This window comes from Pseudomonas sp. IT-P12, assembly GCF_949767465.1.
Classification (GTDB): domain Bacteria; phylum Pseudomonadota; class Gammaproteobacteria; order Pseudomonadales; family Pseudomonadaceae; genus Aquipseudomonas.
Genome location: NZ_CATKPY010000003.1, coordinates 121,780 through 141,900, shown reverse-complemented (window position 1 = coordinate 141,900; position 20,121 = coordinate 121,780). Strand labels below are relative to the sequence as shown.

Here is a 20,121-nt window from a genome sequence, read left to right as displayed (position 1 = left end):
GTGACCTCAATCCATTGAGAAAAAGCAGGTCGGGACAATAGCGCCGGAGGCGACGGCAAGGCCAATGGAGAGCCGTTACATTTGATGTGCAACGGTGGGAGCAAGCCCGCTCCCACAGGGTCGTGCGGTGATCTCAGACCGGTTGCAACGGCATCGTCAGTTCGACCCGCAAGCCGTCCGGCCGGCTGTCGAAATGCAGCGTGCAGCCGCAGCGTTGAACGATTGCCTGGACAATCGCCAGGCCCAGGCCACAGCCGGTGCTCTGGCCATTGCGCCAGAAGCGCTGAGTCAGGTGTTGCAGGTCGTCCGCAGCGATGCCCGGACCATGGTCACGCACCACGAACCGCACACGGTTGTCACGGGTTTCCAGGCTCAGCTCGACCGGGCCGTCGTTCGGCGTATGGCGCAAGGCGTTGTCCAGCAGGTTGCGCAACGCGGCAATCGACAGCACGGCGGGCATCTGCACCGGCGCGTGGGAGAGGGTCGCCGAGGGGTTGAAGGCGATACGCTGGCGCTCACCGCTGGCGGCATCCTGAATCGCCAGTTTCGCCACCTGTTCGGCGCTGCACTGCACACCGTCGTCGAACGACAGGCTACCTTCCACCCGCGCCAGCAAGAGCAATTGCTCGAGGGTCCGGTGCATGCGGTCGGCCCCTTCCTCGGCCCGGGCCAGGGACTGGTCACGGGCCGGACCGTCGGTCATGCGCGCCACTTGCAGGTGGGTCTTGATCGCCGTCAGGGGGCTGCGCAACTCATGGGCCGCATCCCCGGTCAGGCGGCGCTCGCGCTCGATGGTCTTGCCGATGCGCTGCAACAGTTGGTTCTGGGTGTCCAGCAGCGGTTTCAGTTCACTGGGCAACGGCTGGATCTGCAACGGCTCCAGGGAGTCTGCACTGCGACGCATCAAGGCATCGCGCATGCGGTTGAGCGGCGCCAGCCCCTGGCCGATGCCCAGCCACAGCAGGCACAGGCAACCGAGCAACGCCACGCCGACCGGCACCGAGGCGGCCAGCAGGATCGACATGTTCAGGGCTTCGCGCTCGATCTGCCGATCAGCGGTGGTGATGCGCAGATCGCCCCGGGCCAGGGTGAAGCTGCGCCATGGCGCGCCGTCGATGATCTGATCGTGGAAGCCCATTTTCTCGGCTTCCAGGGTCTGCTGCGGGTCGGTATGGCTGCGGGCGAGGATTTCACCGCGCAACGAGCTGACCTGGCATGCCATGCCGCCCGGAATGTTCAGTTGTTCGGCGCTGAAATGGGCGCCCTCGCCCTTCGGCAAGGCCGGCAATTGCTCCATCAGGCCGGCCACCATGCGTGCTGACGCCACCAGGCGCTGGTCGAGGGAAAACATCATCTGGTTGCGCAGGTCGCTGAGCATCCAGGCCGCCGCCAACGCCCAGATCAGGGCAAAGGCAGCCCCCAGGGTCAGGCTCAGGCGCACACGCAGGCTCATCACTTCGATTCTTCTCCGCCATCGGCCGGCCCGAGGCGATAACCCAGGCCGCGCACCGTCTCGACGATGCCATTGCCGAGTTTGCGCCGCAGGTGATGGATATGCACGTTGAGGGCGTTGCTTTCCAGCTCGTCGTTGAAGCCATAGACGCTGTCTTTCAGCTGTTCGGTCGACAGCACCCGGCCCCGGTTGTGCAACAACGCCTGCAACAACGACTGTTCGCGCCGCGACAGGTCCACCGGTTGGCCGCCGAGCAGGGTTTCGCGGCTGCTCGGGTCGTACGTCAGGCGGCCGTGTTCGATCAGGTTGACGCTGCGCCCCGCCACCCGCCGCAACAGGGTGTGCAGACGGGCGGCGAGTTCGCGCAAATCGAACGGCTTGAGCAGGTAATCGTCGGCACCCGCTTGCAGGCCGTCGACCCGATCGGTCACCGAGTCGCGCGCGGTCAGGATCAGCACCGGAATTTCCAGGCCGCTGTGGCGCAGTTGCTGTAACAGCTTCAAGCCGTCTTCATCGGGCAGGCCGAGGTCGAGCACCATCACGTCGAATTCCGCGACCTTGAGCATCGCCCGCGCCTTCGAGGCGGTATTGACGTGCTCCACGGTCAGGCCCTGCGCGGTCAGCCCGGCCACGATCCCGCTGGCGATCAGCTCATCGTCTTCGCAAACCAGTACGTGCATGGAACCTCCCGTGATAAAGACCCGAGTCAAACAGCCGCGGATTAAGCCTTAATTATGGCAAGCGACCGGGCTGACGAGAAGCACGCAGTGTTTTACCCTGATGCCGGCAAAACCCAGGACATCCGGGCTCGACGCATGGACACTGGCGGTTAATCATCGGTTAATCGCTACCCTCCACTGTGCACCCACTTGCACAGGAACAAGGCTTTTTCATGCGTCACTTCTTTCTACTGTTTGTTCTGCTGATGTCGGGGATGGCCCAGGCAGGCACCGATCCCTTCGCACCAAAGCCAGAGTTCCTGCCGGTCGACAAGGCCTTCGTCCTGACTTCCGAGCGCCTGGAATCCGGTGAAACCCAGCTGTTCTGGCAGATCGCCGAGGGTTACTACCTTTATCAGAAGCGCATGAAATTCGACGGGCTGGCCGCACAAAACGTGCCGGCCCTGCCCGAAGGCGAATCCCATAGCGACGAGTTTTTCGGCGAGCAGCCGGTGTATCGCCAAGGGCTGGAGGTAAAGATCCCGGCCGCGGCCAGTGGTCCGATCAAGGTGACCTACCAGGGCTGCGCCGATGCCGGCCTGTGTTACCCGCCGCAGACCCGGGTGATCGACCTGGGTGGCGGCGCGAGCGCAGACACCGGCGGCGAAGCCCCGGACCAGGCCCTGGCCAGCGGCCTGCAACAACGGGCACTGGGCTGGAGCCTGCTGGTGTTCTTCGGCCTCGGGCTGTTGCTGGCCTTCACCCCTTGCTCGTTGCCCATGCTGCCGATCCTCGCCGGTTTGATCGTTGGCAGCGGCGCCACGCCCAGGCGTGGTTTTGCCCTGGCCACCAGCTATGTCGTGAGCATGGCGCTGGTGTACGCAGCGATGGGGGTCCTGGCGGCGCTGCTCGGGGCGAATTTGCAGGCATTGCTGCAAAACCCCTGGCTGCTCGGCAGTTTCGCCGCCGTGTTCGTGCTGCTGGCGTTGCCGATGTTCGGCTTCTTCGAGCTGCAATTGCCGGTAGCCGTGCGTGATCGCCTGGAAAACGTCTCACGCAATCAACGCGGTGGCAGCCTGCTGGGCGCCGGCGCGCTGGGCGCGTTGTCCGGTCTGCTGGTCGGTCCGTGCATGACCGCGCCGCTGGCCGGTGCCCTGCTCTACATCGCACAAGGCGGCAATGCGCTGCACGGCGGGCTGATCCTGTTCGCCCTGGGCATCGGCATCGGCGTGCCGTTGCTGTTGCTGGTGACCGTCGGTAATCGCTTCCTGCCCAAGCCAGGCGCCTGGATGAACCTGCTCAAGGGCGTGTTCGGTTTCCTGTTCCTGGCCACCGCGCTGCTGATGCTGCGTCCGGTATTGAACCCGTCGCTGTGGGTCGGCCTGTGCGGGGCGTTGTTGCTGATTGCCGCCTACAGCGCCTGGAAACAGTCGGAAGGTTTCACACGCGTGGCTCACCTGTTCGGCGCCAGCTCGCTGTTGCTCGGCCTGTGGGGCAGCCTGCTGATGATCGGCGCGGCAGGCGGCAGCGATGACCTGCTCCAGCCGTTGCAGATCTACCGTGTCTCCAACGCCAGTGCCGCCGCCCGCCCGGTCGGCCACGAGGCCTTCACCACCATCAATGACCTGATCGCACTGCAACGGGAACTGGACGCCGCGCGGGCCCGGGGCCAGTGGGTGCTGCTGGACTACTACGCCGACTGGTGCGTGTCGTGCAAGGTCATGGAAAAGCAGGTGTTCGGCCAACCCCGCGTGCTGGATGCCCTGAGCGATGTGCGCTTGCTCCGGCTGGACGTCACCGCCGACAATGCCGCCAGCCGCGAATTGCTCGGCCGTTACAAAGTGCCGGGGCCACCGAGTTTTCTGTGGATCGGTGCCGACGGCGAAGAACGTCGCAGTCAGCGCATCACCGGCGAGGTCGATGCCGACACCTTCCTGCAACGCTGGACCCGCACCCGAGACGCTCGTTAATGCTGACCCTGACCCTCGGCACGTTTGCCATCGCGCTTAACCACCTGCTGCTGATCAGTGCCCTGGCGCTGGCGACGTTTGTCGGCTGGCGCACGGCCAAGCGCGGTGGCGAGAACCCCGAGTCGGTGCTGTTCAGCCTGTTTCTGCTGGGCATGCTCGCGGCCCGGATCAGTTTCGTGGCGCTCTACTGGACGCACTATCGCAACGATCCATGGCAAGTGATCGACCTGCGCGACGGCGGCTTCCTCGCCCTGCCCGGGGTGATCGTGCTGCTGCTCGCCGCGTTCCATCGCGGCTGGCGTCGTCCGGGCCTGCGCCGCCCGTTGGGTTTTGGCGTGGCCAGTGGCCTGGCCTTCTGGTTGCTGGCGACCTTCTCCCTGGGCATCTACGAACAGGGCACGCGCCTTCCGGACATCGCCCTGCGCAATGCCGCCGGTGAAACCGTGCAACTGACCGACTACCAGGGAGGACCGCTGGTGATCAACCTCTGGGCCACCTGGTGCCCACCCTGTCGCCGGGAAATGCCGGTGCTCGAGAACGCCCAGCAACAGCGCCCGGACCTGACGTTCCTGTTCGTCAATCAGGCCGAAAGCATGCAAAGCGTCAGCACCTTCCTGGAAACCCAGGGGCTGAGCCTGTCCAACGTGCTGTTCGATGGCAGCGGCCGCCTGGGTCAGGCTGTCGGTTCAATGGCGCTGCCGACTACGCTGTTCTACAGCCCCGACGGTCGCCTGCTGGGCAGCCATCTGGGTGAACTGTCGGAAGCCAGCCTGGCCCGCGCACTGGAACACTTCGGTACGCCGAATTCGGCCACCCCCTCCACTTCGTCAAGGAAACTGCCATGCCCCGCCTCCGCCACCTGCTGACACTGACCCTCGGCGCAGCCCTGCTGCACCTTCCGGCGGTGCAGGCTGCCGAAGAATTGCCTGAGGCGATCAAGAAGATCGAAGCCAAGGGTGCGAAAATCGTCGGTCAGTTCGACGCCCCCGACGGCCTGCGTGGTTACGCCGCGCAGTACCAGAATCGTGGTATCGCGCTGTACCTGACGCCCGATGGCAAGCATGTGTTGCTGGGTAACCTGTATGACGCCGACGGCAACGACCTGAGCAGCGCACCGTTGCAGAAACTGGTGTATGCGCCGATGGCCAAGGAAGTCTGGGCCAAGTTCGAAGCCAGCCACTGGATTCAGGACGGCAACAAGGATGCGCCGCGCACGGTGTATCTGTTCAGCGACCCGAATTGCCCTTACTGCAACATGTTCTGGGAACAGGCACGGCCGTGGGTCAAGGCCGGCAAGGTGCAACTGCGGCACATCATGGTCGGCATCATCCGCGAAGACAGCCCGGGTAAATCCGCCGCCTTGCTCGCCGCCAAGGATCCGCAAAAAGCCCTGCAGGACCACGAGTCGGCGGGCAAGGCCAGCGCGCTCAAGGCCCTGAAAGAGGTGCCGCCCGCGATTCAGGCGAAACTGGCGGCGAACATGCAATTGATGGAAGACCTGGAATTGCAGGCGACCCCGGCGATTTTCTACCTGGACGACAAGGGTGAACTGCAACAGCAGCAAGGTGCGCCTTCGCCGGACAAGCTGGTGAAGATTCTCGGGCCCAAGTAACTGGCCTGCCCTGTGGGAGCGCGCCTGCTCGCCCCCACAGGAAATGCTCAGACCACCCGATTCCTCTCGCTTAGAAACTTCAGTAACGTCTCGGTCACGAACGACGGGTTCTCCAGGTTGGAGATATGCCCGGCCTCAGGCACCTGCACATACGGGCAACCGATCAGCTCCGCCATTTCCCGGGCTTCGGACGGCGGGCGCGGCTTGTCCTGATCGCCACCCATCACCAGCGTGGTGGCGGCATTCAACTGCCCCAGGCGCGACAACTCATCCTCACGCCCGAAGGTAATCCGCCCCATCGGCACAATGCTCTGACGCAGACGCTCAGCCGGCAGCGCCGCCAGTTTCGCGCGAAAGTCCCGGTACAGCGCCGACTGCGGGTCGATGCCTGGGCGGAAGAAGATCGGCACCACGATATCGAGCAGTGGCGCTGCAATCACGCCGCTGTCCTCGATCTGCTGGAGCAGCGAAAAATAATACTGGCGGGTCGGTTCGGGCTCGGCGCCGAGGTAGGTGTCCATCAACACCAGGCCGTTGAGCCGCTGCGGCGCCGACAAGGCCAGGCGCGCGCCCCACATGCCCCCTACCGACAGGCCGACCAGCGTCACCCGGTCGATGCCCAGGTGATCGAGCAACCCCAGGGCCTGGCGGGCGATGTCGTCCAGCGTTGCAGTGCCTTCGGGCAGTTGCCCGGATTCGCCGTGGCCCCACAGGTCCAGAGCAATGACCCGGTAGTGCGGCGAGAGCGCAGCTATTTGCGGCGCCCACATGGCCTGGTCCCAAAGGTAACTGCCGGCCAGCAGAACGGCCGGGCCGGTGCCCTGGTCGATGTAGTGAAGGGGTTGTCCGTCAATCGTTACGAAGGGCATTGACTGGCTCCTCTGCCAAAAAGGGAGGAAGCAGACTGATGCGCAACGAATCGACCGTCAACGCACAAATTGTGACGAGCGTGCAGACGCCATCGCGAGCGGGCTCGCTCCCACAGAGTCCTGCGGACACAGAACCCTTGTGGGAGCGAGCCTGCTCGCGAAGCGGTCGGTACAGGCGCTACAGAACTAGAACCCCTCCAACTCAGCCATCAGGTCATTCAGGCGGTCCGCCTTGTCCCCGGTGATTTCACTGGCCGCCAGCCCTTCGATGTACTCGGCCAGTTCCTGCACCGTGCTGCACTCGAACATGGCGCGCAACGGCACATCCCGTTGCAGGGTCTTTTGCACCCGCGAAGCGATCTGCGTGGCCAGCAACGAATGCCCGCCCAGTTCGAAGAAGTTGTCGCGAACGCCCACCTGATCGACCTTCAGCACTTCGGCCCAGATATCGGCCAGGGTCTGTTCCAGCTCATTGCGCGGGGCCAGGTAATCCTGGCCCTGCAACTGGCCGATCTCCAGCGCCGGCAAGGCCTTGCGGTCCAGTTTGCCGTTGGCGTTGAGCGGCATCCGCTCCAGCCACAGCCAGTGCAGCGGCACCATGTATTCCGGCAGCTCGGCGCGCAGGCGCTGCTTGATGCGTTCAAGGTGCTCGGTCGAATTCAGCGTGGCGTCCGCCGCCACCAGGTAACCGACCAGATGCTTGCCGTTCGCACCCTCCTGCACGCCGACCGCCGCTTCACGCACTTGTGGTTGTTCATGCAGGCGCGCCTCGATTTCACCCAGTTCGATGCGGTAGCCGCGAATTTTCACCTGATGGTCGATGCGTCCGACGTACTCCAGCACGCCGTCGCTGCGACGCCGGGCCAGGTCGCCGGTGCGATACAGGCGCGCGCCCGGTTCGCCAAACGGATCGGGCACGAACACCTGCGCGGTGCGCAGCGGATCGCTGACATAACCGCGCCCGACGCCGGTGCCGGCAACGCACAACTCACCCACCGCCCCCAGCGGCACCAGCTCCAGTGCGCCGTCCAGCAAGTACAGACGGTTGTTGTCGGTGGGCGTGCCAATCGGCAGGTAACTGCCACGGGTCGAGGCCCTGTCGACGCGGAAGAACGCCACGTCATCCGAACACTCCGCCGGGCCATAGGCATTCACCAGCCCGATGTCCGGGTAACGCAGCAACCACTGATGGGCCAGTTCCGGCGGCATCGCTTCACCGGTCGGCAACATCCAGCGCAGCCCGTCGAGGCTCATGCGCTCCTGGGCGAGCATGCCCTGGATCAGCGACGGCACGCTTTCCAGCACGGTAATGCCCTGTGTCGCCACATGCGCCAACAATCCTTGTGGATCATGGGCAAGGGTGTTCGGCACGATGTCCACCCGCGCACCGAACAACGGCGCGGCGAGGAACTGCCAGACCGAAATGTCGAAGCTTTGCGAGGCGGTCTGCGCGATCACGTCAGCCTCGCTCAGATTCAGGTACGGCACCTTGCTCAACTGGTTGTTGAGCATGCCACGCTGCTCGACCATGACGCCCTTGGGCAAACCGGTCGAACCGGAGGTGTAGATCACGTAGGCCAGGTTGTCCGGGCCGCTGTAGACCCCGGGGTTGGCCACCGAGCGATCGCTGGCCTGTACCTCCTCCCACACCAGTAACCGCGGGCGATGGGCACAGCCCGACTCCTCGAGCAACGCCAGCGCCTGCTCGCGACAGGCCTGGGTGCAGACCAGCAAGGGCGTGCGGCTCAGGTCGATGATCCGGCTCAGGCGCTGGTTCGGCAGCCCTGGGTCCAGCGGCAGGTAACCCGCGCCCGCCTTGAAGCTGCCGATGATCATCCCCAGCAGATCGAGGCCACGTTCGGCCAGCAACGCCACCGGCTGGTCCAGCCCGACCCCGGCCGCGATCAGCGCGTGGCCGAGGCGGTTGCTGCACGCGTTGAGCTCGGCGTAACCGAGTTGGCGGTCAAGGCAACTGGCGGCGATGCGCTGCGGATGTGCGGCCACTTGCGCTTCAAACAACGCCACGTAGCTCTGCTCCAGCGGGTAATCATGGGTGCTCTGGTTGCAACCGTGGACCAGGAAGTCTCGTTCCTCGGCGCCCAGCAGCGGCAAGTCGGCCATGTCGCCATGGAAACCTTCCACCAGCGCCAGCAACAGACGCTTGAACTCGCCGAGCATGCGCTCGACCGTCGATTCGTCGAAGTAACGCTGGTCGTAGGACAGGTGCAAGCCAAGGTCATCGCCCGGATAACACACGGCCGTCAGCGGGAAGTTGGTGTGGGTGCGGCCGGAGTCCGACGTCGCATTGAGGCTTTGCGCACGATCCAGCACCGACACCTCCACCGGGGCGTTCTCGAACACGAACAGGCTGTCGAACAGCGGCTGGCCCTTGGGCAACTCGCTGTTTTCCTGAATGCTCACCAACGGCAGGTATTCGTACTCACGCAGTTGCATGTTGCTGTCGAGCAGCGCCGTCAGCCACTGACGCACGCTGCAACGCTGATCGTCCCCGGGCATTTTCACCCGCAGCGCGATGCTGTTGATGAACAGGCCGACGGTGCGCTGCATCTCCGGCATCTCCACCGGACGCCCGGCCACCGTCACGCCGAACAGCACGTCGCGATCACCGCTCAAGCGCCGCAGCACCAGGGCCCAGGCTGCCTGGGCGAAAGTGTTGATGGTCAACTGATGGGCCTGCGCCAGCTCACGCAATCGCGCACCGTCGCGGGCCTCGAGCCTTGTGTAGCGGTCACCGACGATCATGCCGCCGCTGTCGCCGGCGTGTTCGCGCAGGAACGGCCGGTCGCTGGGGATTGGCGTGGTCCGTTCGAAGCCTTGCAGATTGGCTTTCCACCACTGCCGTGCCTCGGCCAGGCTCTGGTGTTGCAACCAGCCGATGTAGTCGCGATACCGCGGCGCCGCCGTCAGCTGCGCTTCGCGGCCTTCGCCCAGGGCCCTGTAGATTTCGAAGAAATCGCTCATCAGCAGCGAGCGGCACCAGGCATCGATGAGGATGTGGTGGTTGCTCATCATGAACCAATAGCGCGCTGCGCCGACGCGAATCAGGCGCAGATGGAATGGCGCCTGGTTGAGCAGGTCGAATCCGGCTTCGCGTTCGGTCCTGAGCAGGCGTTGCAGCTTCGGCTCCTGCTCGTCGTCAGCGATGTCACACCAGTCGAGGTATTCGATTGGCGTGCTGCCCGGCTTGTGGATGACTTGCAGCATGTCTTCGCCAACGTTCCAGCAGAACGACGCACGCAAGGCTTCGTGACGGGCGATCACCGCTTGCCAGGCCTGGGCGAAACGCTGCGGGTCGAGTTCGCTGTTGATGCGATAACGGTCCTGCATGTAGTAGAGACCGGTGCCCGGCTCGAGCAGGGTGTGCAACAGCATGCCCTCCTGCATCGGCGTCAGCGGGTAGACGTCTTCGATGGCCGCTGCCGCAATCGGCAAGGCATCGAGTTGCGCCTGGGTCAACCTCGCCAGTGGGAAGTCCGACGGGGTCAGGCCTCCGGTGTCGTCGCGCAGGCAATGGTCGATCAGGCTCTGCAACTCGCCCAGGTAGGCGTCCGCCAGCTCGCTGATGGTCTGCGCATCATGGCGTTCGGCGCTGAAGGTCCAGCGCAGCACCAGTTCGCCGCCATAGACCTGGCCGTCGACGCTCAGTTCGTTGGGCAGCGGCGCGTGCGGGTCGTGGGCGGCGCCGACTGGTTCGTCCAGCGGGCGGAACAGCGCCTGCGCGCCGAAGCTCTGGTCGAACTGCCCCAGGTAGTTGAAGGTGATCGGCGCCACCGGCAGCGCGGCCATGGCCTCGCGGCACGGCTGGTCCGCCAGGTAACGCAACACGCCATAACCCAGCCCCTTGTGGGGTACACCGCGCAGTTGCTCCTTGATCGCCTTGATCGAGGCGCCCTGTCCGGCGGCTTCCTCGATGTTCACCGGGGTCAGGCGCAGCGGGTAAGCGCTGGTGAACCAGCCGACCGTACGGGTCAGGTCGATGTCATCGAACAGCGTCTCACGCCCGTGGCCCTCCAGTTGAATCAACGCCGAGTCGTGGCCGCTCCAGCGGCACAGCACGCGGGCCAGGGCGGTCAGCAACAGGTCGTTGACCTGGGTGCGATAGGCGCTGGGCGCCTGCTGCAACAATTGCCGGGTGCAGTCGGCATCGAGGCGCACGCTGACCGTTTCGGCATGGCGATTCTGCCGCCCGCCGTCGGGGTGATCGCACGGCAGATCGGCACTCGGCCCGGCCAGTTGCGCTTGCCACCAGCCCAGCTCCTCGCGCAGGGATTCGCTGCTGGCATAGGCCTGCAGGCGTGCGGTCCAGTCCTTGAAGGCGCTGGTTTTCGCCGGCAGTTTCACCGATTGTCCGGCCTCCAGGTGCCGATACACCGTCTGCAGATCGTCCAGCAACACACGCCATGACACGCCATCCACCACCAGATGGTGGATCGCCAGGAACAACCGTTGCTGCCCCTCAGGGCCGTCGATCAGCAGCACCCGCATCAGCGGCCCCTGTTCGAGGTCGAGGCTGCGTTGCGCGTCGGCGAACAGCGCTGCGCATTTGTCCATGGACGTCACCCGCACCTGCCACAGCACCGGCAGGTCGGACACGTCCTGGTGCACCGCCGTCCAGGCGCCCGAAGCCTGGCTGAAGCGCAGGCGCAAGGCATCATGTTGCTCGATCACCGCCAGCAGCGCCTGTTCCAGGCGATGGGGCTCGAGCACCCCGTTCGGTTCCAGCAGCACTGCCTGATTCCAATGCTGGCGCTGGGCAATAGCGGTGTCGAAGAACCAGTGCTGGATCGGCGTCAGGCGCGATTCGCCGCTGAGCAGGCCCTGCTCGGCGATGACCTGCTCGGCACGACTGGCGACGGCGGCCAGGGTTTGCACGGTCTGGTGCTGGAACAGGTCGCGCGGGCTGAAGTGAATGCCCTGTTGCCGCGCACGACTGACCACCTGGATCGACAGGATCGAGTCACCGCCCAGTTCGAAGAAGTTGTCGTTGAGGCCGACCTGCGCGACGTTCAGCACGTCGCACCAGATCTGCGCCAGCGTCTGTTCCAGCGGGTTGCTCGGCGCCACGTAGCGTTGGCGATTGAGCTCCGGGTCCGGTGCCGGCAACGCACGGCGGTCGAGCTTGCCGTTGGCGGTCAACGGCATGCTCGCCAGCAGGATCAGGTGCGTGGGCACCATGTATTCCGGCAGTTGGGATTTCAGGTGAGCCTTGAGCGCTTCGCGCAGCTCGGCCTGTTGCACGTCGTCCCCTTCGGCGACGTCGGCGACCAGGTAGCCGACCAGTTGTTTGCCGCTTGGCGCGTCGAGCGCCAGCACCACCGCCTCACGGACTGCGGCATGCTCCAGCAGGCGGGTTTCGATCTCGCCCAACTCGATACGGAAGCCGCGAATCTTCACTTGATGGTCGATGCGCCCGAGGTATTCCACCAGACCGTCGGCGCGCTGGCGCACCAGGTCGCCGGTGCGGTACATGCGCCCGCCGCCATTGGCGAACGGGTCGGCGACGAAGCGCTCCGCCGTGATACCCGCACGCTGGTGATAACCCTGGGCCAGGCCGGCCCCGCCGACATACAGCTCGCCGGTCGCGCCTGGCGGCACCAGCGCCAGGTCGGCATCGAGAATGTACGCCACACGGGCGCCGATCACGCTGCCGATCGGCACGCTGCCCAACCCTTCTTCCAGCACCGGCGGCGCCAGGCTGGCCAGCGGCATGACCACGGTTTCGGTCGGGCCGTAGGCGTTGAAGAACAGGCTCGGGGTGAACGCCGCGCGAATTCGCTGCAGGTGTTCGCCGGTCAAGGCTTCACCGCCGGTGATGCACATGCGCACCGGCAGGGTTTGGCCTTGCGTTGCCAGCCACTGTGCGAGCTGGCTGCCGTAGCTGGGGGTGAAACCCAGGATGTTGATGTGATGGCGGCGGATCAGCCCGCAGATTTCCTCGGCGTCCCACTGGCCCTGCGCTCGCAGGACGACTTGCGCGCCGCTCAACAGGGGCACCAGCAGGCGCTCGGTCGCCGCATCGAAATTGATCGAATAGAAGTGCAGCTCGCAATCGTCCGGGCGCATGCCGAAGCGCTCGATGACGGCCTGACAATGCATGGCGATTTCACCGTGGGACACCACCACGCCCTTGGGTTTGCCGGTGGAGCCGGAGGTGTAGATCAGGTACGCCTGATGTTGCGGCAGGCTGATGAAAGGCAGTTCGGTGGCCGGGTAATCGGCCAGTTGCGCCGCGTCTTCTTCCAGGCACCAGCGGGCGATGGTCGACGGCAGCTCGCCCAACGCGGCAAACATCGCCGCATCACTGAGCAGCAAGCCGACGCCGCTGTCTTCGATCATGTAATGCAGACGGTCGAGCGGGTATTCCGGGTCCAGCGGCACGTAGGCACCACCGGCCTTGAGGATCGCCAGCAAACCAATGACCATTTCCAGCGAACGCTCAAGCGCCAGGCCGACGCGCACCTGCGGGCCGACCCCGCGTTCACGCAGCATCCAGGCCAGGCGATTGGCACGGCTGTCGAGTTCGGCATAGCTCAGGGTCTGCCCGGCGAACGTCAGCGCCGGTGCGTCCTTGCGCAGCCGTGCCTGCTCGGCGAACAGCTGATGCAGGCATTGGTCGAGGCGATGTTCGCCGGGCCCGACACCCAGGCTCTCGAACAACTGCCGTTGCTCGGCGACGGGCAGCAAGGGCACCTCGCTCAGACGCTGCTGCGGATCGGCAACCAGCGCTTGCAGCAGGTTGCGCCAATGCCCGGCCATGCGCGCGATGCGCGGCTCGTCGAACAGGTCGGTGCTGTAGGTCAGGCAGCAACCCAGACGATGATCGAGGTCGGTGACCTCCAGGTTGAGGTCGAACTTGGTCGCCCGCGCATCGTTGGCCAGGTACTCGACCGTCATGCCGTCGAGCCGGCGGCTTTGCTGGAACTCCCAGCGCTGCACGTTGCACATCACCTGGAACAGTGGGTTATACGCGGCACTGCGTGGCGGCTGCAGCGCCTCCACCAGATGATCGAACGGCAGGTCCTGATGGGACTGTCCTTCAATGACGGTTTGGCGTACCTGCTCCAGCAATTCGCCGACCGACATCTGCCCGTCGAGCCGGCAACGCAGGACCTGGGTATTGAGGAACGCCCCGATCAGCCCTTCGCTTTCCGGGCGGATGCGGTTGGCCACCGGCGCGCCGATGCGCAGGTCGGTCTGGCCGCTGTAGCGGTAAAGCAGCAGCGCCAGGGTGGCGGTCATGGTCATGAACAGGGTCAGGCCGTTGCGAGCATTGAAGGCCCGAACCCGCGCCGCAAGGTCGTCGCTCAGGTCGAAACGGAACAGCTCGCCCCGATGGCTTTGCACCGGTGGGCGCGGACGGTCGGCCGGCAGTTCCAGCAACGGATGTTCACGGCCCAGTTGCGCGGTCCAGTAATCGAGCTGGCGCTGGCGCTCGCCGGATTCCAGCCACTGGCGCTGCCAGACGCTGTAATCCAGGTATTGCACCGGCAACGGCGCCAGCGGCGACTCGCGGTCATCGACAAAGGCTTCGTAGAGCGCGCTGAGTTCGCGGGCGAAAATATCCATCGCCCAGCCTTCGGTCACGATGTGGTGCAAGGTCAGCACCAGGTAGTGTTCCTGCTCGGCGGTCTTGGCCAGACAGGCACGCAGCAGTGGTCCGGTTTCCAGGTTGAAAGGCCGGTGTGCTTCGCTGTCTGCCAGTGCCTGCACCCGTTGCTCACGCAGGTCGATGTCCAGTGCCGAGAAATCCTGCCAGTCCATGCGCACGCCGGTTTGCGGGTGGACCCGCTGCTGCGCCACGCCATCGACGCTCGGGAACGTGGTGCGCAGGGTTTCGTGACGCAGGATCAGCGCCTGCAACGCCGTCTCGAAACGCCCGACATCCAGTACCCCGCGCAAGCGAGCCATGCCGCCAACGTTGTAGGCCGGGCTGTCCGGCTCCATCTGCCAGAGGAACCACATGCGCTGCTGGGAGTAGGACAGCGGCACCGGTTGGCTGCGGTCGACTTTCTCGATCGGCGGTTGCTGGTTGGTGCGACCGCTGGCCTGGATCAACCGGACCTGCTCGGCGAATGCACCCAGTTCGCTGTGTTCGAACAACGCGCGCAACGGTAATTCGACGTCGCAGGCCTGACGGGTGCGCGAGATGATTTGCGTGGCCAGCAGCGAGTGGCCGCCGAGGGCAAAGAAGTCGTCGCGCAGACCGACCTGCGCCAACCCCAGGACTTCGCGCCAGATCGCGGCGACCTGCTGCTCCAGCGCCGTGACCGGCTCGACATGTTCGGCCCCCTGCCAGCTCGGTTCGGGCAAGGCGTGGCGGTCGAGCTTGCCGCTGGGGCTCAAGGGCATTTCGTGCAGACGCAGGAGCTGCGCCGGCACCATGTAGTCCGGCAACTCGGCGGCCAGCGCGGTTTTCAGGCGGGCGCTTTGCGCCGCCTCGGTTTCATCGGTGGGTGCGGCGGTGTAGTAGCCGATCAACTGAGCACCGGCGGCGGTCTCGCGCACCAGCACCACGGCTTGGGCGACGCCCTCCTGGGTGAGCAGGCGAGCCTGGATTTCTTCCGGCTCGACACGGAAACCACGCAACTTGACCTGCTGGTCGAGGCGGCCGAGGTATTCGATCACCCCGTCGGCCGTCCAGCGGGCCCGGTCGCCGGTGCGGTACAGGCGCGTGCCCGCCTCGCCCACCGGGTCGACCACAAAACGTTCGGCGGTCAGGCCAGGGCGCCCGAGGTAGCCGCGCGCCAGCCCGATGCCGCTGATGCACAACTCACCCGGCACTCCGACCGGCAGCGGGTTGAGGTCGGCGTCGAGGATCCGGCAGATCACGTTGCCCAATGGCCGGCCAATCGGTGAGCGCTCGCCATCGAAGTTCGTACAATGCCAGTGGGTGACGTTGATCGCGGTTTCGGTCGGGCCATAGCGGTTGTGCAGTTGCACCGCCGGCAGGTGTTCCAGCACTCGGCTGCGCAACTCGGCCGGCAAGGCTTCGCCGCCGGAGAACACTCGGCGCAGACTGGTGCATTCGGCGCTGAGCGGTTCATCGATGAACAACGCCAGCAGCGGCGGCACGAAGTGCAGCGTGGTCACACCGAACTGCTGCACCAATTGGGCAATGCGGTACGGATCGCGATGCTCGCCGGGGCCGGCGATCAGCAAGCGCGCGCCGGTGATCAGCGGCCAGAAGCATTCCCAGACCGACACGTCGAAACTGATCGGGGCCTTCTGCATCAACACGTCGCTGTCGTCGAGGCGATAGCTGTCCTGCATCCATTGCAGGCGTTCGGCCAGGGCGGCGTGGGTGTTGCCGACGCCTTTGGGTTGCCCGGTGGAGCCGGAGGTGTAAATCACATACGCCAGGTTGTCGCCATGCACATGCAGGCCCGGCGCCTGGCTCGGCCAGTTCTCCAGGTGCAGCGCGTCCATGGCGATCACGCAGACACCGTCGGCAGCCGGCAGGCGGTCGAGCAACGGGGTTTGCGTCAGCAGCAGCTCCACGCCGCTGTCGCGCAGCATGTAAGCGAGACGTTCGACAGGGTAATCCGGGTCCAGCGGCACGTAGGCCCCACCGGCCTTGATGATTGCCAGCAAGCCGATCAACAGTTGCGGCGAGCGCTCGGCGGCGATGGCCACGCACACGTCCGGCCCCACGCCTTTGTCGCGCAGGTAATGCGCCAGGCGGTTGGCCTGGGCGTGCAGCCCGGCGAAATCCAGCTGGCCACCCTCCCAGATCAACGCCGTCTGTTGCGGGGTCCGGCGCGCCTGTTCGCAGAGCAGTTCCGGCAGCCATCGGCTGGCTGGGTCGCACGGCGCAACGCTCCAGAGCGCCTGTTGCTCGAGCTCGTCCGGCGCCATCAACGGCAGGTCACCGACGGCGGTTGACGGTTGTGCACAGACAGCGCGCAGCAGGTGGCCGAAGTGCCCGGCCAGGCGCTCGATGGTCGCAGCGTCGAACAGTTCGCTGGCGTAGTCGAAGGACAGGCTCAAGCGCCCGTGACGATCCTCCTCGCTGTGCAGTTGCAGATCGAACTTGGCTTCGCGGCTGTGCCACGGCAGTTCTTCGGCAAGCAGGCCCGGCAGGCGCCGCAGGGCCCCGAGGTCCCGTTGCTGGTGATTGAACATCACTTGGAACAGGCCCTGCTCGCGGGCCTGGGGGAACGCTTCGAGCAGTTGTTCGAACGGCAGGTCCTGATGGGCCTGGGCGCCCAGGGTCGCGGCGCGGGTTTGCGCCAGCAGTTCAAGGAACGGCAGGCGCGAATCCACTTCGGCACGCAACACCTGGGTGTTGATGAAGAAACCGATCAGTCCCTGGGTTTCCAGGCGCGGGCGGTTGGCATTGGGCACGCCAATGCGGATATCGCGCTGGCCGCTGTAGCGGTGCAGCAGGCTCTGGAACGCCGCGAGCAAGAGCATGAACGGGGTGGATTCATGGGCCAGGGCGGTCCGGCGAATGGCCTCGCTGAGGCTCGCCTCCAACCGCACCGTGTGGCGGGCGGCGCTGCCCAGGTGTTGCGCCGAACGCGGGTGATCGGTACTCAGGTTCAGAGTTGGATGTTCATCGCCCAACTGCGCCTTCCAGTAGGCCAGTTGCCGCTCACCCTCCCCCTGCGCCAGCCACTGGCGCTGCCAACTGCCGTAGTCTGCGTACTGGGTGGTCAAGGGCGCAAGCGCCACCGGTTGCCCCTGGGTGGCGGCGGCGTAAAGCCGCGAAAATTCGTCGATCAGCACAGTCAGCGACCAGCCGTCAGCGATGATGTGATGCAGGGTCACCAGCAACTGGTGCTCGTCATCATCGAGGCGCACCAGGGTCACCCACAGCAACGGGCCTTTCTCCAGGTCGAACTGAGTACGGGCTTCGTCGTCACGGATCTGTTGCGCCCGGGCCTCACGCTCGGCGACGGGCAGGTCACTGATATCGATCCGCTGCAAATTGAAGGCAGCCGCGTCATCGACCTGCTGCAGCGCCACGCCATCACGCTCGAAGAAGCGCGTGCGCAGGGATTCGTGGCGTTCGATCAGGTGCTGGAAGCTGGCGAGCAAGGCTGATTCGTCCAGTTCGCCGCGCAAGCGCAGGGCGCCGGGGATGTTGTAGGCGCTGCTCTGCGGGTCCAGTTGCCAGGTGATCCACAGGCGGTTTTGCGCCAGCGATTGCGGCAGCGCTTCGCTGCGCGACAGCGGGCTGATCGCCCCCTGAGCCAGCCCGCCGTCCTGTTGTTGCTGCATGACGGCGGCAGTGAATGCGCCCAGGGTCGGCGCTTCGAACAGCAGGCGCAGGTTCAGCTCCAGCCCCAGGGCTTCGCGCAACCGCGCCACCACCTGGGTCGCGGCGATCGAGTTGCCGCCGAGCAGGAAGAAGTGGTCATCGGCGCCGACCTGCGGCACTTGCAGTTGTTCGGACCAGATCTGGCCGATCAGGCTTTGCAGTCCGGTACCGGTCTGCGGTTGTGTGTGCTCGGCCGGGGTCGCCGACGGGAACAGCGCATAACTGTCGAGGCTGCCATCGTCCAGGCGACTGCGGCAGGCCGAGCGCTGCAACTTGCCGCTGGAGGTCTTCGGCAAGGCCCCCGGATTGAGCAGCACCACCACGCCCGGGGCCTCCTGACAGGCCTCGGCCACGGCCTGTCGGATGGCCTTGATCAGCGCCTCGGGCGGCAGAATCTTCTGCACGCTGCGGCTGATTTCCGCCGCGATGCCTATGCTCTCCTGGCCGTCGACCATCACGGCGAACGCCGCGACCCGACCTTTTCGCACCACTTCCACTTCCCGCTCGACTGTCTGTTCGATGTCCTGCGGGTACAGGTTGTGGCCGCGTACGATCAGCATGTCTTTCAGGCGACCGGTAATGAACAGCTCACCCTCGTGCATGAACCCCAGGTCACCGGTGCGCAGCCAGGTCTTGCCCTGGTGCTGGACAAAGGTCCCGGCGCTGGCCTCGGGGTTGCGCCAGTAGCCGTGGGCGATGCTTGGCCCGCTGGCCCAGACTTCGCCGACCGCCTGTCCGGCCCGTTCGTCGAGCGTCACGGGATCGACAATCAGCACCGCGTGGCCCGGCTGACTGATGCCGCAACTCATGATCGCGCTGCCCTCGCCCGGCTCGACACGGTGTTGCGCCAGTGCCTGTTCATCCACCCGCAGATGGCCGATGCCATGGCCGCGCGGAGTGCCGGCGACGAACAACGTGGCTTCCGCCAGGCCATAGGACGCCATGAAGCTGTCCGAGTTAAAACCACAGCTGGCGAACTTCTCGGCGAAACGCTCCAGGGTGTCGAGGCGAATCGGTTCGGACCCGGAATACGCGACACGCCAGCCGCTGAGGTCAAGGCGCTCCAGCGCCGACTCGCTGACCCTCTCGCTGCACAGGCGATAGGCGAAGTCCGGCCCGCCGCTGATGGTGCCGCCGTATTCGCTGATTGCTTCCAGCCAGCGCAACGGCCGGCCGAGGAAGTACGCCGGCGACATCAACACGCAGGGCACGCCGCTAAAGATCGGCTGCAGCAGCCCGCCGATCAGGCCCATGTCGTGGTACAGCGGCAGCCAGCTGACGATCACATCGTCAGGGTTCACATCGATGCCGAAGCCGTGGCGGATCAGCAATTCGTTGGCCACCAGGTTGCCGTGGCTGACTTGCACGCCCTTGGGCAGTGCCGTCGAACCGGAGGTGTATTGCAGGAAAGCGATGTGGTCGTGCGGCAGGTGCGGCTCGACCCAGCGTTCGGCCAGGACGCTGTCGAGGGTGTCGACGCACAACAGCGGCGGCGCGCCGTCTATCTGTTGCAAGGCATCGCGCAGACCGGCACTGGTCAGCAACAGGCGCGGCCCGGCATCGCCGATGATCGACAGCAGGCGTTCCTGGTGATGACGCCTGGCCGATTCCGGCGGATAGGCCGGCACCGCGATCACGCCGGCATACAGGCAACCGAAGAAGGCCGCGACGTAGTCCGGACCACTGGGGAACAACAGCACCGCACGATCACCGAACTCCGCCTCGGCCTGCAACGCCCCGGCAATCGTGCGGGCCCGCCGGTCCAGTTCGCGATAGCTGAGCACCACTGCCTGATCCGGGGTTTCGGCGAGAAAACGCAAGGCCACCCGATCCGGCGTCAGGGCCGCACGGCGCTGAAGGGCTTGGACCAGTGTGCTAGGGATTTCGAACGCGTCGGTCATGAGGTTTCCTGCCTGAATTCGGCTTGCAAGTGGTATCGATGAGCTGATGTCACGCCCTTCAGGGGCATGCGGGACGTGGTCTTCGCCGACCACGCAAGGCATTGGCAATGCTGTTTTGACCGGGGCTCGCGCCCGCAGCCATTCACCAATGAGAACGGATGACGTCCTGAAATAATTAGTCGGCAGGCTGGATCGTCAATGGGTCGGGAGCGGCGAAAAATTCCGCAGGCGCGCACCACAAGCGGGCGCGTCAATGTGTCGCAATTCTCACTCTGCACCCTTGATATGCATTGTTTCTCTTTCTCATTTGACAATCATTATCATTAAGAATAATTTGTCGCTCGATATGTCGGACGGCCCCTCGATCCCACCT

At 65.2% G+C, this 20,121-nt stretch carries 7 protein-coding genes; 3 read left to right on the top strand and 4 right to left on the bottom strand.

Annotation, left to right across the window (positions count from 1 at the left end; all coding sequences use genetic code 11):
- Nucleotides 1–133: 133 nt before the first annotated feature.
- A complete protein-coding gene (locus ACM6IM_RS02300; RefSeq protein ID WP_201192955.1) occupies nt 134–1,456 on the bottom strand; it encodes an ATP-binding protein in 1,323 nt (440 codons plus the stop codon).
- Complete coding sequence (locus ACM6IM_RS02295; RefSeq protein WP_192306311.1) at nt 1,453–2,133, bottom strand: response regulator; 681 nt, start codon at nt 2,131–2,133, stop codon at nt 1,453–1,455. The genes ACM6IM_RS02300 and ACM6IM_RS02295 overlap by 4 nt, the downstream gene beginning before the upstream one ends.
- Nucleotides 2,134–2,345: 212 nt before the next feature.
- On the opposite strand from ACM6IM_RS02295, the gene dsbD reads away from it, so the two are divergent.
- Genes dsbD through dsbG form a run of 3 tightly spaced genes read left to right on the top strand, consistent with a single transcriptional unit; the run spans nt 2,346 to nt 5,694 of the window.
- Nucleotides 2,346–4,082: a protein-disulfide reductase DsbD gene (gene dsbD / locus ACM6IM_RS02290; RefSeq protein ID WP_414864056.1), complete on the top strand. Its 1,737-nt coding sequence runs from the start codon at nt 2,346–2,348 to the stop codon at nt 4,080–4,082.
- Complete coding sequence (locus ACM6IM_RS02285) at nt 4,082–4,948, top strand: TlpA disulfide reductase family protein (RefSeq protein WP_192306307.1); 867 nt, start codon at nt 4,082–4,084, stop codon at nt 4,946–4,948. The genes dsbD and ACM6IM_RS02285 overlap by 1 nt, the downstream gene beginning before the upstream one ends.
- Nucleotides 4,924–5,694: a thiol:disulfide interchange protein DsbG gene (dsbG, locus tag ACM6IM_RS02280; RefSeq protein WP_414864055.1), complete on the top strand. Its 771-nt coding sequence runs from the start codon at nt 4,924–4,926 to the stop codon at nt 5,692–5,694. Before ACM6IM_RS02285 ends, dsbG begins: the two co-directional genes overlap by 25 nt.
- A 47-nt stretch (nt 5,695–5,741) precedes the next feature.
- Here the strand turns inward: dsbG and ACM6IM_RS02275 are convergent, their stop codons facing one another.
- Together ACM6IM_RS02275 and ACM6IM_RS02270 are read right to left on the bottom strand one after the other, a co-directional pair.
- Nucleotides 5,742–6,563 carry an alpha/beta fold hydrolase gene (locus ACM6IM_RS02275; RefSeq protein ID WP_414864054.1) on the bottom strand — a complete coding sequence of 274 codons (822 nt, stop codon included), beginning with the start codon at nt 6,561–6,563 and terminating at the stop codon, nt 5,742–5,744.
- A 186-nt stretch (nt 6,564–6,749) separates the two neighbouring features.
- Complete coding sequence (locus ACM6IM_RS02270; protein ID WP_414864053.1) at nt 6,750–19,748, bottom strand: non-ribosomal peptide synthetase; 12,999 nt, start codon at nt 19,746–19,748, stop codon at nt 6,750–6,752.
- Nucleotides 19,749–20,121: the final 373 nt, after the last annotated feature.